The 15,141-nt window shown below is 71.1% G+C and carries 15 protein-coding genes and 1 riboswitch; of the genes, 8 read left to right on the top strand and 7 right to left on the bottom strand.

The window, feature by feature from the left end:
- Positions 1–19 precede the first annotated feature (19 nt).
- On the bottom strand, positions 20–589 hold the full coding sequence (locus JOY88_RS19565) for a DUF1134 domain-containing protein (RefSeq protein ID WP_293504317.1): 570 nt from the start codon (positions 587–589) through the stop codon (positions 20–22).
- 89 nt (positions 590–678) lie between these two features.
- Here JOY88_RS19565 and JOY88_RS19560 point away from each other — a divergent pair, with 89 nt between their 5' ends.
- The 8 genes from JOY88_RS19560 to JOY88_RS19525 all read left to right on the top strand — a co-directional run bounded on the left by JOY88_RS19560 (position 679) and on the right by JOY88_RS19525 (position 11,075).
- Positions 679–1,110 (top strand): hypothetical protein, encoded by a 432-nt coding sequence (locus tag JOY88_RS19560; RefSeq protein ID WP_293504316.1) that lies wholly within the window; start codon positions 679–681, stop codon positions 1,108–1,110.
- Between the two features lie 36 nt (positions 1,111–1,146).
- On the top strand, positions 1,147–1,533 hold the full coding sequence (locus JOY88_RS19555; RefSeq protein WP_367269825.1) for a PilZ domain-containing protein: 387 nt from the start codon (positions 1,147–1,149) through the stop codon (positions 1,531–1,533).
- A gap of 55 nt (positions 1,534–1,588) precedes the next feature.
- Positions 1,589–2,686, top strand: coding sequence for a sensor histidine kinase (locus JOY88_RS19550; protein WP_293504315.1), 1,098 nt, complete (start codon positions 1,589–1,591; stop codon positions 2,684–2,686).
- Positions 2,683–3,732 carry a histidine kinase gene (locus JOY88_RS19545; RefSeq protein ID WP_293504314.1) on the top strand — a complete coding sequence of 350 codons (1,050 nt, stop codon included), beginning with the start codon at positions 2,683–2,685 and terminating at the stop codon, positions 3,730–3,732. Before JOY88_RS19550 ends, JOY88_RS19545 begins: the two co-directional genes overlap by 4 nt.
- Positions 3,733–3,810: 78 nt before the next feature.
- Positions 3,811–4,584: a LytR/AlgR family response regulator transcription factor gene (locus JOY88_RS19540; protein ID WP_293504313.1), complete on the top strand. Its 774-nt coding sequence runs from the start codon at positions 3,811–3,813 to the stop codon at positions 4,582–4,584.
- 235 nt (positions 4,585–4,819) lie between these two features.
- Entirely contained in the window at positions 4,820–7,024 is a 2,205-nt protein-coding gene (locus JOY88_RS19535; RefSeq protein WP_293504312.1) for a molybdopterin-dependent oxidoreductase, read from the top strand.
- A 121-nt stretch (positions 7,025–7,145) separates the two neighbouring features.
- A riboswitch (cyclic di-GMP riboswitch) is annotated at positions 7,146–7,239 on the top strand.
- Between the two features lie 52 nt (positions 7,240–7,291).
- Entirely contained in the window at positions 7,292–9,082 is a 1,791-nt protein-coding gene (locus tag JOY88_RS19530; RefSeq protein ID WP_293504311.1) for a S53 family peptidase, read from the top strand.
- Between the two features lie 40 nt (positions 9,083–9,122).
- Positions 9,123–11,075, top strand: coding sequence for a serine hydrolase domain-containing protein (locus JOY88_RS19525; RefSeq protein WP_293504310.1), 1,953 nt, complete (start codon positions 9,123–9,125; stop codon positions 11,073–11,075).
- 21 nt (positions 11,076–11,096) lie between these two features.
- On the opposite strand, the gene JOY88_RS19520 is transcribed toward JOY88_RS19525, so the two are convergent.
- The 6 genes from JOY88_RS19520 to JOY88_RS19495 form a co-directional block, all read right to left on the bottom strand.
- Positions 11,097–11,438, bottom strand: coding sequence for a hypothetical protein (locus JOY88_RS19520; protein WP_293504309.1), 342 nt, complete (start codon positions 11,436–11,438; stop codon positions 11,097–11,099).
- 175 nt (positions 11,439–11,613) lie between these two features.
- Entirely contained in the window at positions 11,614–12,495 is an 882-nt protein-coding gene (locus tag JOY88_RS19515) for a hypothetical protein (RefSeq protein ID WP_293504308.1), read from the bottom strand.
- Positions 12,492–13,403, bottom strand: a complete 912-nt coding sequence (locus tag JOY88_RS19510) for an adenine nucleotide alpha hydrolase family protein (protein ID WP_293504307.1) — start codon at positions 13,401–13,403, stop codon at positions 12,492–12,494. The genes JOY88_RS19515 and JOY88_RS19510 overlap by 4 nt, the downstream gene beginning before the upstream one ends.
- Positions 13,396–14,349 carry a putative universal stress family protein gene (locus tag JOY88_RS19505; protein WP_293504306.1) on the bottom strand — a complete coding sequence of 318 codons (954 nt, stop codon included), beginning with the start codon at positions 14,347–14,349 and terminating at the stop codon, positions 13,396–13,398. The genes JOY88_RS19510 and JOY88_RS19505 overlap by 8 nt, the downstream gene beginning before the upstream one ends.
- 75 nt (positions 14,350–14,424) lie before the next feature.
- Positions 14,425–14,826 carry a GreA/GreB family elongation factor gene (locus tag JOY88_RS19500; RefSeq protein ID WP_293504305.1) on the bottom strand — a complete coding sequence of 134 codons (402 nt, stop codon included), beginning with the start codon at positions 14,824–14,826 and terminating at the stop codon, positions 14,425–14,427.
- Positions 14,827–14,938: 112 nt separating this feature from the next.
- On the bottom strand, positions 14,939–15,064 hold the full coding sequence (locus JOY88_RS19495; protein ID WP_293504304.1) for a hypothetical protein: 126 nt from the start codon (positions 15,062–15,064) through the stop codon (positions 14,939–14,941).
- Positions 15,065–15,141 lie beyond the last annotated feature (77 nt).

Raw genomic sequence — 15,141 nt, 5'->3', positions numbered from 1 at the left:
GCGGCGGCCCCACGGGGCATCAGAAGGGATTGATGCTCTTCTCGCGGCGGTAGTGGATGTAGCCCACGCTCGCGCCCGCGCGCAGGCCCACGCCCAGGCGGATGGGTGCCAGCGTGATCCCCTTGAGACGCTGGTAGTTGATGCCCGCGCCGCCGATGTAGTAAAGGCTGCCGTCCACGCCGGGGAAGCGCTGGTAGATGGCACTGGGCTTGGGCAGGTGATAGACCAGCGTGAAGACCTTGGACGCGTTGGCGCCCAGGTCGAAACCTATGGACGGGCCGGCCCAGTAGACCTTGGACGCACCGCCGCCCTTCATCAGCAACTCGCCCTCGCCGTAGCGCAGGCCCACGGTGATGGCGGCCGACGCCTCCTCGCCCTTCACATAGGCATTGGGACGCCCCTGCTCCTTGAAGGCCTTCTCGACGACCTTGGCCAGGCCTTCGGTGGTCTGGCCGAAGAAGTCGGTGGCGGCCTTGAGGATGGATTCCTCGTCGTAGGTGCTCTCCTTGTCGTCCGCCGCGAGGGCGGGCAGGGAGGCAGCGGCGGCGAGGGCAGCGAGCTGCTGCAGGTGGTGGCGGCGATCAAGCATGATGGTCACTCCTTGTGGGGCCAGCATAAACAATGCAGCGTGAAGTTTGGCCGCCCGTTGCCCCTGTACACAACCTAGACTTGGCCGCCATGTCGAATCCTGACCTGCAGCGGCTGTCGGCCGCCCTCGAATACGTCGACCTCGCGGCCGGCCTGTATCTCGCTGGCGGCGCCGACCAGGCCGCGCGGCTGCTGGCGGCCGCGGCCGAGCAGCAGCTGGGCGACCTGGTGCGCCTCATCGACGCGCCCAGCGCCACGGTGGACACGCGCGAGCTGCTGGCCCGCGTGGCCCGCGCGCACCGGCCGGCCGTCGTCGCGCCGCGCGCGGCTCCCGAGCGCGACTGGGACGGCACACCGGTCAGCCCCGACGGCACGCGCGAGGAGACCATCGCGTTCCTGCGCGCCTCCTGGTTCATGCTGGAGGCCATGGGCCTGGCCTCGCTGGCGCCCGAGCGGCTGCAGCAGGCCGTCGAGCACAGCACCGTGTTCAGCAGCGGCGCCGAGCTGGAACCCTTCGTCTAGGATAGGGCCGACCGCCCGGTCAGCCCGCCGGAGACCATCATCAGCACCGAACGCCGCCAATTCGCCCGTGTCGCCTTCGCCTCCGGCGCCGAACTGATCACCACCCAGGAGCATCTGGGCTGCCAAGTTCTAGACATCTCGCTCAAGGGTGCGCTGCTGCAGCTGCCAGAGGGCACGACGCCCCAGATCGGCATGCCCTGCCTCGTCAAGCTGCCGCTGGCCAGCGGCGCGCCGGACGCCCCGGTCATCGCGATGGCTGGCGAGCTGGCCCATGTCGAGGGCTCCCTGGCCGGCGTGCTGTGCCGCAGCATCGACCTCGAATCCATCACCCATCTGCGCCGCCTCATCGAGGTCAACCTGGGGGACCCGGCGGCCTCGGAACGCGAACTCAAGGCGCTGATTGCCGCGGCCAGCGCGGCCTAGGCCCGCTTCGTCGCATCCCGCCCCTGCGGACGGCGGCCCGCCGAGAATGCCCGGGATGGAGGACCTCAGCCCGCTGCAAGCCTTTCGCCGCGTCTGCAATCTGCGCATGCTGGCGGGCGTCTACTACTTCTGCCTGCTCTACGCCATCTCGCGCGCGTTGACCTGGTACGGCGAGGGCGACGGCGGCCTGCGCGACGCGCTGTTCGATCTGGTCCGCTTCAGCCGCCAATGCCTGCTCACCGGCGTATCGCTGCTCGTGATGGTGGCCCTGACCGAGGCCTTGCTGGCCGGGCGGCGCTGGCGGCTGCCCGCCGCGCTGACGGTGCGGGCCGGTGCCGTGGGGCTGGGCGCGGCGCTCGGCACACTGTTGCGCTACGTGGTGGCGGCCATGGACGACCCCGGCCTGAAGCTCAAGCCCGGCTGGATGGTCTCCACCATCGCGCTGTGGGCCTTGCTGGGCGGCATGGCCTACGCGCTGCTGCTGGTCAGTCGCGCCCAGCGCGCCGGCCGCGACGAGCTGACCCGGCTGTTCCGCGAGCGCGAGGCGCTCAAGACCCAGCAGACCGAGGCCCAGCTGTCGGCGCTGAACGCGCAGATCGAGCCGCATTTCCTGTTCAACACGCTGGCCAACGTCAAGCGCCTGTACGAGACCCAGCCGGAGCGCGGCCGCGACATGCTGGTGGCGCTGATCGCCTACCTGCGCGCCGCCCTGCCCGGCATGCGCCGCCACGAGTCCACGCTGGCCGACGAGCTGGAGCTGGTGCGCCACTACCTCGCCATCCTGCAGATGCGCATGGGCGAGCGCCTGTCCTTCGACATCGCCGCGCCGCCCGAGCTGCTGGAGGCCCGCCTGCCCACGCTGGTGCTGCCGACGCTGGTGGAGAACGCGATCAAGCACGGCCTGTCGCCGCTGCCCGAAGGCGGGCACATCGAGATCCGCGCCGGCCATGCAGCAGGCGGCGGCCTCACCGTCGAGGTGGCAGACAACGGCCAGGGCTTCGGTTCGGCCAGCGGCGGCGCCGGCGTGGGCCTCGCCAACACGCGGGCACGGCTGGCGGCCCGCTTCGGCGACGCGGCCGCGCTGGAGCTGGAGGCCGCCCAGCCGCATGGCGTCGTCGCGCGCGTGCGCCTGCCGGCCGAGGCTCTGGCATGAACTTCCTGCACCATGTGCTGCGGTCCTGGCGCTCGCTGCGCGCGAGCGAGGCCCTGGTCTTCGTCAGTGCGGCGCTGCTGTTCGGCGCCATCGACCTGACCTCGCTGCTGGAGCTGCGCGCAGGCAACCAACTACCCCAGGTGCTGGCCCGTCAACTGAGCCTGCCGCTGGTCAGCTGCGCCGTGCTGCTGCTGTGCTGGCTGCCGGCCACGCGCAGCAGCCCGACCCACCCACGGCGGCGGTGGCGCCTGGTGGCTGCCACGCTGGTCGGCTCGGCCCTGGCCATGGCCGTCATCTACCCGCTGGCCGCCGCCCTGCCCTGGCCGTCGCTTTGCGACCTCTACGCCCAGGCACATGGCAAGCCGCGCTGCACGATGTTCCGCCCGACCGCCGTCATCGGCGACACGCTGTGGATCTTCATGCCGGCGCTGATGCTCGTCGGCATGCTGGAGTTCCGCAACCTGCGCCGCCGCCAGGACCAGGCCGCCCAGGATCTGCTGCGCGAGCACAGCCAACTGCGCCGCCATGCGCTGGCGGCCCGCCTGGCCGCGCTGCAGGCCCAGGTCGATCCAGCGTTGCTGTTCGACGCGCTGGTCGCCGTCGAGCAGGCCTATGGCCGTCAGGATCCGGGCGCCAGCGCGCGGCTGGAGCGCCTGATCCGCCATCTGCGCGTGGCGCTGCCGCGGTTGCGTGACGCCGGTGCGACGCTGGGCAGCGAGGCCGAGCTGATCGCCAGCTACCTCGACCTGCTGCGCGACCTCGGCGGTACGCCGCCCGCCTTCGAGTGCGCGCTGGGCGCGCGTGGCGCCACGCCGCTGCCGCCCATGCTGCTGCTGCCGCTGGTGCAGCGCGCCGTACGGCTGGGCGAGGCGCAGCGCTGCTGGCTCAAGGCCGACGGCCGCATCACGCTGGGCTTCGACCAGGAAGGCCTGTGCAACGAGGACGCCGATCTCGCAGCGCTGCGCGAGCGCCTGGACGTGCTGGACGCGAAGCTCGCCTGCCACAGCGGCGACGGCCGCACCGAATTCACGCTGGAACTGCCATGATCACGTTTCCCTGCTCGCCTTGCCCATTGCCCCACCGGGGGGCGCGTCAGCGCCTCCGGGCAGCCCGGAGCCGCTGACATGAGCCTGATTGCCCCCACTGCGGTGGTCGCCGAAGACGAGGCCGCGCTGCGCGGTGAACTGGTCGAGCAGCTCGGCAGGCTCTGGCCCGAGCTCAGCATCGTCGGCGAGGCCGCCGACGGCCTGGAAGCCCTGCGCCTGCTGGACCGGCACCAGCCCGACATCCTGTTCCTGGACATCGAGATGCCCGGCGCCACCGGCATCGACGTGGCCCGCCAGGTGGGCGGCCGCGCCCATATCGTCTTCGTGACTGCCTACGACCAGTACGCCATCGCCGCCTTCGACCAGGGCGCGGTGGACTACCTGCTCAAGCCGCTGGCTGGCGCGCGGCTGTTCACGGCCATCTCGCGGCTGAAGGCGCGGCTGGGGCAGGCCCCGGCCGCGCTGGGCGGCGTGCTGGACCAGTTGGGCTCCCGACCCGCAGCCGCCGCGCCCTCGGCGGCGCGCGCGCCGCTACGCTGGATCAATGCCTCGGTGGGCCAGACGCTGCGCCTCATCACGGTCGACGAGGTGATGTTCTTCCAGAGCGACAACAAGTACACGCGGCTGGCGCTGAAGGACGGCGAGGCACTGATCCGCAAGCCGCTGAAGGAACTCATCGACGAGCTGGACGCGCAGCAGTTCTGGCAGATCCACCGCTCCACGCTGGTCAACGTGAATGCCATCGCGAGCGTGAGCCGGGACTTCCGTGGGCGCATGCAGATCAAACTCAAGCATGGCAGCGAGATGCTGCTGGTGGCGGAGAGCTGCGCGCATCTGTTCCGGCAGATGTAGTCGCCGCTCATCCCTGCACGCGCGACATCGGCGCCAGCCCCGCCACAGACGCGCCACCAGCGGCAAGCCGTCTTCGGCGAGGCAATACTTGGGGTGGCAGACACCCTAGCACCGGAGCTCCTGCCGGACATGCGCGCTCCCAGGCCATGACATCACCATGTCGGCAACCGTCACCTCCGCGACGAGCATGCCTCCCGCTCCGCCCGCAGAATCAGCGGCCTGACCGGAGACCCCCATGCCCGAGACCCACTACCGCATCTGCCCGCTGTGCGAAGCCTGCTGCGGGTTGGAGGTAAAGACCGATGGCCCCAAGGTCGTCGCCATCCGCGGCGCTGACAACGACGTCTTCAGCCACGGCTACCTCTGCCCCAAGGGTGTGAGCCTGAAGGACTTGCACGAAGACCCCGACCGCCTGCGCAGGCCGCTGATCAAGCGCGACGGCGTCTTCGTCGAGGCAAGCTGGGACGAGGCATTCGCCGAGATCGAGAGGCGCCTGCTGCCCATCCGGCGTGAACACGGGCCGGATTCGGTGGCCCTGACCATAGGCAATCCGTCCGCACACAAGGTCAGCCTGCTGGCCTACATCCCGCGCCTGGTGAAGGCGCTGGCCACAGGCAACTTCTTCAGCGCCTCCACGCTGGACCAGATGCCCAAGCAGCTCAGCGCCGGCCTGATGTTCGGGCACTGGCTCAGCATCCCGCTGCCAGACATCGAGCGCTGCGACTATCTGCTCATCCTGGGCGCCAACCCCATGATCAGCAACGGCAGCCTGTGGACCGTGCCCGACTACCGCGGCAAGGCCAAGGCCTTGCGGGCGCGCGGCGGGCGCATCGTCGTCGTCGACCCGCGCCGTAGCGAGACGGCCGCGGCGGCCGACGAGCATCTCGCCATCCGCCCCGGCGGCGACGCGCTGCTGCTGGCCGGCATCGCGCACACGCTGTTCGCCGAGGACCTTGTCAAGCTCGGCCGGCTGCAAGCCCATGTCAACGGCCTCGAAGAGGCCCGCGCCGCGCTGCAGCCCTTCGCACCCGAGCTCACGGCCGACGGCTGCGGCATCCCGGCCGACACGCAGCGCCGCCTTGCGCGCGAACTGGCCGCCGCACCGCACGCCGCCGTCTACGGCCGCATCGGCACCTGCACGACTCGCTTCGGCACGGTGAACTCCTGGCTGGTGGACCTCATCAACGTGCTGACCGGCAACCTCGACCGCGAAGGCGGCGCGATGTTCGCGAAGGCTGCGGCGTTTGCACCCAACACGCAGGGCAGGCCCGGCAGCGGCAAGGGCGTGTCCACCGGCCGTCGCAGGAGCCGCGTGTCCGGCGCACCCGAGGTCTTCGGCGAGCTGCCCATCACCGTCATGGCCGAGGAGATGGAAACACCGGGCCCGGGGCAGGTCAAGGCCTTGATCGCCATCGCCAGCAACCCTGTGCTGTCGGCCCCCGGCGGCCCGCGCATCGCCAAGGCCCTCGAAGGCCTGGACTTCATGCTGAGCCTGGACATCTACGTCAACGAGACCAGCCGCCATGCCGACGTCATCCTGCCGGGGCTGTCGCCGCTCGAAGACCTGCATTTCGACGTCGCCTTCCCGCAGCTCAGCCACCGCAACCATGCCAGGATCTCCGGCCCGGTGTTCGACGCCGCGCCCGGCACGCCGCAGGAGTGGCAGACCCTGCTGCGCCTGTGCGCGCTGCTCGAGGGCCGCGGCCTGGATGTGGACGTGCAGCAGCTCGACGACGAGGCCATCGCCGCCGACGTGCAACGCTTCGCCGGCGACCAGGCGCCGGCCGTGCTGGCCGCGCTGCGGCCCTGGCGCGGGCCCGAGCGCCTCATCGACCTGCAGCTGCGCATGGGCCCCTATGGCGACCAGTTCGGCCGCCGGCCCGAAGGGCTGAACCTCGCCAAGGTCAAGGCCGCCAGTACGGTCGAAGGCGGCGGCATCGACCTCGGCGCGCTGACGCCACGCATCCCCGAGCTGCTGCGCACGCCCAGCGGCAGGATCGAGCTGGCGCCGCCGCCCATCCTGGCCGACCTGGCCGCCGTGAAGGCCCAACCGGCGCCCGCCTTCAGCCTCATCGGCCGGCGCGACACGCGCTCGGGCAACAGCTGGATGCACAACCTGCCCGTGCTCGCCAAGGGGCCGGAGCGCTGCACGCTGCTCGTCAACCCCGGCGATGCCGAGCGCCTGGGCCTGGCCGAGTTCGCCAGGGTCAGGAGCTCGGCCGGCGCGCTGGTCGCGCGCGTAGAGCGCAGCGCCGACATGAGTCCCGGCGTGGTGAGCCTGCCACATGGCTGGGGGCATGGCCTGGACGGCGTGCAACTGGGCGTTGCGCGCGAGCGGCCCGGCGTCAACATGAACACGCTGCTGGACGACGCGGCGCGCGACCCGCTGTCGGGCAACGCGGTGCTGTCGGGCGTGGCCGTCGAGATCGAGCCCGCGTGAGCCTGCATCCAGCCCGGGCCGGCATGCAAAGTTCACGCTGCCTCGCGCGGCAGAAGTCACGCGCCACCTTCCACCCCCCGTGCGAAAGAACGCCCTGGCGCCTAGACTGGATCCGGTTCATCAACCCTGAGGGCAAACCCGTCGAAAGGCGGGGACGCAAAGCCACCGGCCTACCGCGCCTGCATCGCAGGCGCCACGGCAGCGGGGCCGCCAGGACCGGCAAGTCCTGATCGGCGTGGCCCTCGTTCGCGAGAAGAGACCCCGGCCATGCGCAGTACACGCCCTCTCTCCTGGCTCCTCAGCCTGTTGACCGCCGCGGCCCTGGCCGCCTGCGGTGGCGGCGGCGACAGCCCGACCGCCCAGGCCAGCGCCGCCCCCTCGGCCTTCAGCCTGAACGTGGACCTCGCCCCGGGCGTGGCCACCGTCGCCCAGCCCAGCTTCCACACCGCCGCCGTCGACCTCGACGAGCCCGACAACGGCGCCGCGCCTCACCGGGCACTGGCCCTGTCCGGCGTCTCCACCCGGGGCCTGACGCGCGAGCGCCTGGACGACGCGCTGCGCCCCCGCGCGCTGGCCTCGGGCGGCGGCGCCGCGCCCATGGCCGCGTCCACCGCGGTCACGACCTACACGCCGGCCCAGATCCGCGCCGCATACGGCCAGCCGGCCCTGCCGGCCAGCATGACCGGCCTCAGCGCCGCACAGGCCGCCCAGCTCGGCGCGGGCCAGACCATCTACCTCATCAACGCCAAGCACGACCCCAACATCGCCGCCGAGCTGGCCACCTTCAACGCCAAGTTCGGCCTGCCGGCATGCAGCTCGCGCACGCTCGCGGCCACGGCCAGCCTTCCGCTGGCGGCCGCTTCGGCGAGCGGCTGCGAGCTGGTCATCGCCTACAGCACGACGGCCGGCGCCCTGGCCGCCGCCGCGCCCGCTTACGACAGCGGCTGGGCCACCGAGATCGCGCTGGACGTGCAATGGGCCCACGCCACCGCGCCGCTGGCCCGACTCGTCCTCATCGAGGCTCCGGACGCCGGCGTGGGCAGCCTGTCCAACGCCGTCGCGCTGGCCAACAAGATGGGCCCGGGCGTCGTGTCCATGAGCTTCGGCGCTCCCGAGGGCAACTGGACGGCGAGCTACGACGGCAGCTTCTCCACCGCCGGCATGAGCTATCTGGCGGCCACCGGCGACAACGGCGCCGCCGTCTCCTGGCCCTCGGTGTCTACCAAGGTCGTCGCCGTCGGCGGCACGACGCTGACCTACAGCGGCAGCGGCGCGCGCAGCGAAACGACCTGGTCCGGCACCGGCGGCGGCACCAGCGCCTATGTGGCCCTGCCCAGCTACCAGAGCGGCACCATAGGCGGCTATGCCCGGCGCGCTGTCGCCGACGTGGCCTTCAACGCCGACCCCTACTCCGGCCAGTACGTGGCCCTGATCGCCCCGGGCGCGACGACGACGCGCTGGGTCAGCGCCGGCGGCACCAGCCTGGCCACGCCGCAGTGGGCCGGCCTGCTGGCCGTCGCCAACGCGATGCGCGTCGCCTCGTCCAAGTCGCTGCTCGGCCAGCCCCACGCCGCCCTCTATCTGCAGATCGGCGCCGTGCCGACCCAGTACGCCAGCGCCTTCAAGGACGTGGTCAGCGGCAGCAACGGCAGTTGCGCCGGCTGCACGGCCAAGGTCGGCTACGACACCCCCACCGGCTGGGGCACGCCCAATGTCGGCGCCCTGCTGACCAGCCTCAGTGGCGCGACGACGGTCAGCGGCGGCGGGTCGACGCCGGGTACCGCCGCCAGCAGGCCCGCACTGACGACCACCAGCCTGAGCGGCGTCGCCGGCAAAGCCTTCAGCGGCAACATCAGCTACTCGGCGCCCGGCGCCACCTCGCTGAGCATCACCATCAGTGGCGCCCCCAGCGGCATGGGCTTCTCGGCAAGCAGCAGCGGCCTCGCCGTGAACTGGGCCAACCCGGTCGCCGGCCGCAGCAGCCTCGTCATCACGCTGAAGGACAATCTCGGCCAGACGACGACGGGCACGGTCACCGTGACCATCAGCAACAACTGACCCCGGGCATAGCATGGGGCTCCCCATCCAGGAGCCCCGCATGCGCCGACTGCTGATCACCTCCCTGCTCGCCGCCGCCTTCGCCACGCCTTGGGCTGCCCATGCCGACACCACCTCCGCCGGCCATAGTTACTCGCCCCCCGAGGCCTTCCTGGCCAGCGGCGGCGGGGCCATCCTGAAGTTCACGGCGCCCGAGGGCGATGCCAGCATCTACTCCGTCGACCTTGCGTCGGCCAAGGATGCCGCGGACGCCATCGCCCAGGCCTGGGCCCTGGCGCAGCCCGGCTTCAAGCGCACCTTGCGCCTGGCCACGCTGCGCCCGGCCCGCAATGGCTGGCTGGACCAGCAGGTCTTCGAGTACGAGACCTCGCCCAACGAGAAGCTCTCCATCCAGGCCGTCGCGCGCCGCGCCAGCACCGGCGACGGCAAGGCCTGGATGGTGCAGCTGCTGCAGGCCTCGGACGCCACGCTGGAAAAGCGCGGCGCGCCCATCGGCAAGTTCTTTGCCAGCCTTCGGCCCAAGGGCTATGAGCGCGAGAGCTTTGCCGGCAAGGCGGCCAGGCCGCTGACGCCGGAGCGCGTGGAACAGCTCAAGGCCTTCGTCGCCGACGGCATGAAGCAGCTCGACGTGCCGGGCGTGGGCCTGAGCTTCATCGACGGCGGCAAGCTGGTCTGGGCCGGAGGCTTGGGGCAACGCGAGCTGGGCAAGCCCGAGAAGGTGGACGCCGACACCCTGTTCATGGCGGCCAGCAACACCAAGGCCATGACGACGGCCCTGCTCGCCCGCGCCGTGGACGCCGGCAAGCTGCGCTGGGACCAGCCCGCCGCCGAGGCCTATCCGGGCTTCCGCCTGGCCGACGCCGAGGTGACCCAGAGCGTCCAGATCAAGCACCTGGTCTGCGCCTGCACCGGCATGCCGCGCCAGGATCTGGAGTGGCTGTTCGCCAGCGGCAAAGCGCCGGCCCGGTCGACCTTCGACCAGCTCGGCACGATGAAGCCCACCAGCAGGTTCGGAGAGGTCTTCCAGTACAGCAACCTGATGGTGGGCGCCGGTGGCTATGTCGCCGCGGCAGCTCTCAAGCCCGGCAAGGAGATCGGCGCGGCCTACGACGAGGCCATGCAGGAGCTGCTGTTCGGCCCGCTGGGCATGAAGAGCACGACCTTCGACTTCGCCAAGGCCCTGCGCGGCAACCATGCGATGCCGCATGGCGATGCGCTGGACGGCAGCACGCGTCGCGCCAGCATGGACCTGAACTACACCATCCTCCCCGCCCGTCCCGCCGGCGCCGTGTGGACGACGCCCAACGACTTCAGCCGCTGGGTGCTGATGGAGCTGAACAAGGGCAGAACGCCCGAGGGCCAGCCGTTGATCGGCGAGGCCAACTGGGCCGAGCGCTACAAGCCCCAGGTCATGGTCAGCGAGGACATCAACTACGGCATGGGCCTGATCGTGGACCGGCAGTACGGCATCACTGTCGCCTCGCATGGCGGCGACATGCTGGGCTTTCACTCCAACATGATCTGGCTTCCCGAGCACGGCCTGGGCGTGACCATACTGACGAACTCCGACGCCGGCGTGCTGCTGCGCGGGCCGCTGCAGCGCAAGCTGCTGGAGGTGGTGTTCGACGGCCGGCCCGAGGCCGACGAGCGACTGAAGGTCGCCATCGCCAACCGCCGGGCCGAGGCGGCCAAGCAGCGCGAGCTGCTGACGCTGCCCATCCCCGCCGACGCCATCAAGCCGCTGGCGGCCAGCTACGCCAGCCCCGAACTCGGGCACATCAAGGTCAGCAAGAAGGGCCGGCAGGTGCGCTTCCAGTTCGATCACTGGAGCAGCGAGGTCGCGCTGCGCAAGAACGAGGACGGCACGCAGAGCTATGTGACCATAGACCCAGGCATCACCGGCGTCGAGTTCGTGCGCGACGACAAGGCCGCGCAGCCCACGCTGGTGCTGCGCGACGCCCAGCACGAATACCGCTTCGTGGCGCGGCGCTAGGCCGGGGGTGCCCGCCGCGGCTCAGCGCGCCCTGTCCGTCTCGAACGCGATGCGATCCACCATGCCGTCGCCATTGCGGTACAGGCGCACGCGCCGCAGACCGTCGGGGCTGACCAGCAGCGCGGCGCTCTCTGCGCGCCAGGTCTCCAGCGGGCGCGCATCGACGCTGACGCCCAGGCGGTGCGCGCCGACATGGACCTTCAGCGTGCGGCCATCCTCCAGCAGGTATTCGCCCTGGGCGCCGCGCAGCATGGCGCGCTCGGGCGCGGCGGTCCTGGCGGGCTTCTGGGCGCTCGCGAGCGTCGTCAGTGCAAGCAGGATGGCCGACAGGGTGAGGGGCCGCAGATGCGTTCGTGTCTTCATGGGAGTCCTTGGGTGCCCCGAGGCCAGTCGCCTCGGCAGGCTCCCTGACGCAATCCGCATGCCAGCCTGAAGCGCGGTGGCGGCGGCGGCTCTCCGGCCGCCCGCGCCCCGGCGCGGTGCCGGCCGCCCCGCATCGCGCCGCCATGCCTCGCGATGGCGCGGCGGCCGGTGCCCCTCACGCGTCGCTCCAGACGCCGCTCATGAGCCTGTCGGGGCGCTGGGCGGCCTTCACGAACGCGCAGGACGGCCAGCTGCCCATCGGGACGGCCAGACCTGCAAAGATGCCGTAGTCGGGCCCGGCCTCGATGACGCCTCCCGCATTCAGGCTCTCACCGACCCGGATCGCCCGAGTCGCCCGGATGTCGCCGCTGGCGCGCACCCCCCATCCCGCGCGGAGATGTCCGTCGCACTGGACGGCGCCCGCTGCATCCAGGCCCCGCGCGACGAAGGCATCACCGGCGACATGCAGGTCGCCCTGGAGCTTCATCCCTGCCTCGCAATGCAGGTCGCCCTGCGCCGTGACATCGCCGCCCACCGTGAGCTGGCCCGACACCTGCACGGACTCGCCTCCGCCCAGCGCGCCGCCGACGCGGAGCTCGCCGCCGCAGGCCAGGCGCTGCAGCACCTCCAGGCTCCAGCCCACGCGGCCGCCCGAACCCAGGTCCAGCGGCCCCTCGCAACGCAGGCCGCCTTCCACCTTCAGCTCGCGCCCGACCTGCAGCGCACCGCCCACCCGGGCGCCACCACCCACATGCAGGTCGCCACCGGTCCGCAGCAGCCCCGAAACCTCGACATGGCCGCGGCAATGGATGGTGCCGGCGAACACCAGCGCCTCGGCAGCCAGGTTGTCGACGTGCAGGACCTCGTCGGTCGCGCCCAGCTGGTCCAGCAGCCAGCAGGCATCACCCACCCGCCCGGCCGCCACCAGGTCATCGAGCAGGGTCTGGTAGTCGCTGATGGGCGCCTGGCGGCGCAGGAACCATCGATAGCCATCGCTGCACGGGCGCTTGGCGCGAATGAGCGTGCGGTCCACATCGACCCGGAGGGTGTTCATCATGTCCAAAATCCCCATTGCCCCTTCGGGGGCGTGTTTGTCCGTGCCCGTGCTTGCGGAATCACGAGCACGTCACCGTTCAGCCAGCGAGCCAGGTACTGGGCCAGGATGGGCCAAGGCAGCGGCAGCCAGCGCCGGCGCGCACCCATGCCCACCACCACCAGGTCGTGACATCGGCCGGCGTGGCGCTGGCCGATGCAGTCCGGCACGACGCCGTGCACCAGCGTGTGGGTCACGCCCTGCATGCCCTCCCCCAGCGCCTCGGCCAGCACGCGCAATCGATGCCGCAGCGCCGCCCATGACTTCGGCCGCGCCTGCTCCCGGATCTCGGTCACGTGCAGTACCTCCAGGCGGGCGTATGGCGCCATCGCGCGCGCCCAGCGCAACAGCTCCGGCGACTGCGGGCCCAGGGACACGGGCACCAGCGTGCTGGCATAGCCGCGCAGCTGTCCGTCGCCCACGACCAGGACCGGGCGGGCGCTCAGCGCGATCAGGGCGCGCAGCAGATCCCGCCCCCTCGGCCCCGGCCGCCAGGCGCGTGCCGACCTGGCGATGCAGACCAGCGCACAGTCCTCCACCTGGCGGCGCAAGTCCGCCGGGGTCCGCAGCTCGACATCCACCGTTTCGACGGGCCGGTCCAGCATCCGCCCCAGGTGACGGGCACGCTGCTTCAGGCGTGCCAGCGGCAGGTCGAAATGCGACGCCCGAAGCGAGCAGTCGGCCAGACGCAGCCGGGCGCCGCTGAGATGGGCCAGCGCGGCGATCTTCTCCAGGTAGCCCCCCTCTTCCGCGCCGGGGCTGGTGATCACCAGGATGACCTGGTTCTCCAGACGCGGAAGTGCTTCCATCGATGGCGCCACCTCGGGCAGGGCGGGCGCCTGCGCATGGGTTTGTCGACCGAGCTCAGCCATGGCGGCTCTCCTGGGAGGTGGCCAGGGGTCGCAGGACGACCCGGCCCTGCCGCGCGAGGCGTTCACGGGCCATGGGGGCGGTCCGCTGGCAGCCGGGGTCGGGCAGGAAGGCCAGATCGCAGGCCAGTTCTCGGGTCAGGCGCTCGCGCAGCGAGCGTCGCAGAGCCCGCTCCATGAAGGTGGTGCCGATATAGGGCACGATCACCAGGCCTGCGCCGCTGAAGCTGGCCTGGTTCCGGATCCGGCGCGCCGTGCTCGCGGTGTCGAACGCCACGATCGCCCGGTTCTGGCGGGTGCTCATGTAGTTCGAGTGCACGACCCGTTCCGAAGCCCAGGCGCCCGCGCCCGGCGGCGGCCATTCGCTGCGGTGCAGCGGCTCGGACCTGGAGGCGCCCGCCGGCCATGGCGCACGCTGCGGCCCGACGAAGAACATCTCCCGCCCGGTGTCCGCCGACATCTGCCGGGCCAGCGCCACCGCGCGCTCGGCGTCCTGCGCCGTCTCGTAGGGCAACAGCGCCGCCTTGCAGGGTTCTCCGCCGGGCCGGTTGACGACCAGGATGGGACAGGCCCGGACGTCCAGGAGGCTGCTTCCGCAGAGCAAGCCCGAGGCCAGGTTGCTCAACCACCCCTGCCCGGCCGTGAGCCGGCATGCGGTCGCGCGGTCGACGACCACGACGATGTCCTGGGCAGTCCGCTCCAGCATCTGCAGCAGTTGCCGCTCACTCAGGACGGGGTTGCGCACTTCGATGCCATGCCGCCGCTCCAGTTGCGCGGACCGCTGCGCGAGGCGGTCGTCGAAATCGGCGAGAGGGCTTGTATCGCCTCCAGGGCGTTGCACCACATAGAGCAGTGCGCAGTGACGGGCGGCGATCTCCGCGGCCCGCTCGACGGCGTTCTCCGATGCCCTGGAGAACGTCGCTACGGTCAGCACAAATTTGATGGTCACGGTCAGGTCCAGACGAAGCCATGCCTCCGTGCGAGCGCGCCCGCACGGTCGGGGGGAAGGTGGGATGCCGGGCGACTAGGTCGAGTAGTCGCCGGTGGCCTCGGGCTGGAACAGGATGGCTTCTATGGTCATGCGCCGCCGCGCGCCAGCCGGTGAGGTCCACTCGACCGTGGCGCCAGCCTCCCGGCCCAGCAGCGCCGCGCCGACAGGAGACAACACCGAGATGAAGCCTTCGACGGGCTCCGCATCGCCGGGATAGCAGAGAGTCAGCTTCTGCGACGCATCGCCGTCGTTGTGCGACACGGCGACCTGGCTGTACATGGTGACGACATGCTGCGGGATGTCCTGCGAGGGGACGACGCTCGCGTCCTCCAGCAGCTCCTGCAACGACTCGGGCAGCATGCCGCCGTTGAGCTTCAGAAGACGAGCGCGGTCGAGTTCGGTGAGTAGCAACTCACCGCTGAGGATGGTAGGCATTGGGACTCCTGGAGACGGCCGCCGCCACGGACGGCGGGCAGCGTCGGTCGCGCCGAGCTGAGGGCCCGGCGATAGGAGTGGTGCGCAAAAAGGGGGAGTGGTATCGCCGGGCTTAGGAATCTGCGTCCGTAGGACGGGCGCAGTCATCGCCGGTCTGAAGCGTCGACGTCATGCGCGCAGCCAGGACCTGCTTCTGGGCGAAGCGGTCGAGCATGGCTGGGATGGCGCGGCTGAACATGGCCCCATTCTAAAACGGAAGGAGATTCCGTCCAAGGCCCATGCCTTTCGCACGGACCGAGCACGGGGCAGCGCCGT

This window comes from Roseateles sp., assembly GCF_019237615.1.
Lineage (GTDB): Bacteria > Pseudomonadota > Gammaproteobacteria > Burkholderiales > Burkholderiaceae_C > Pelomonas.
This window is presented reverse-complemented; position numbering and strand designations above follow the sequence as displayed.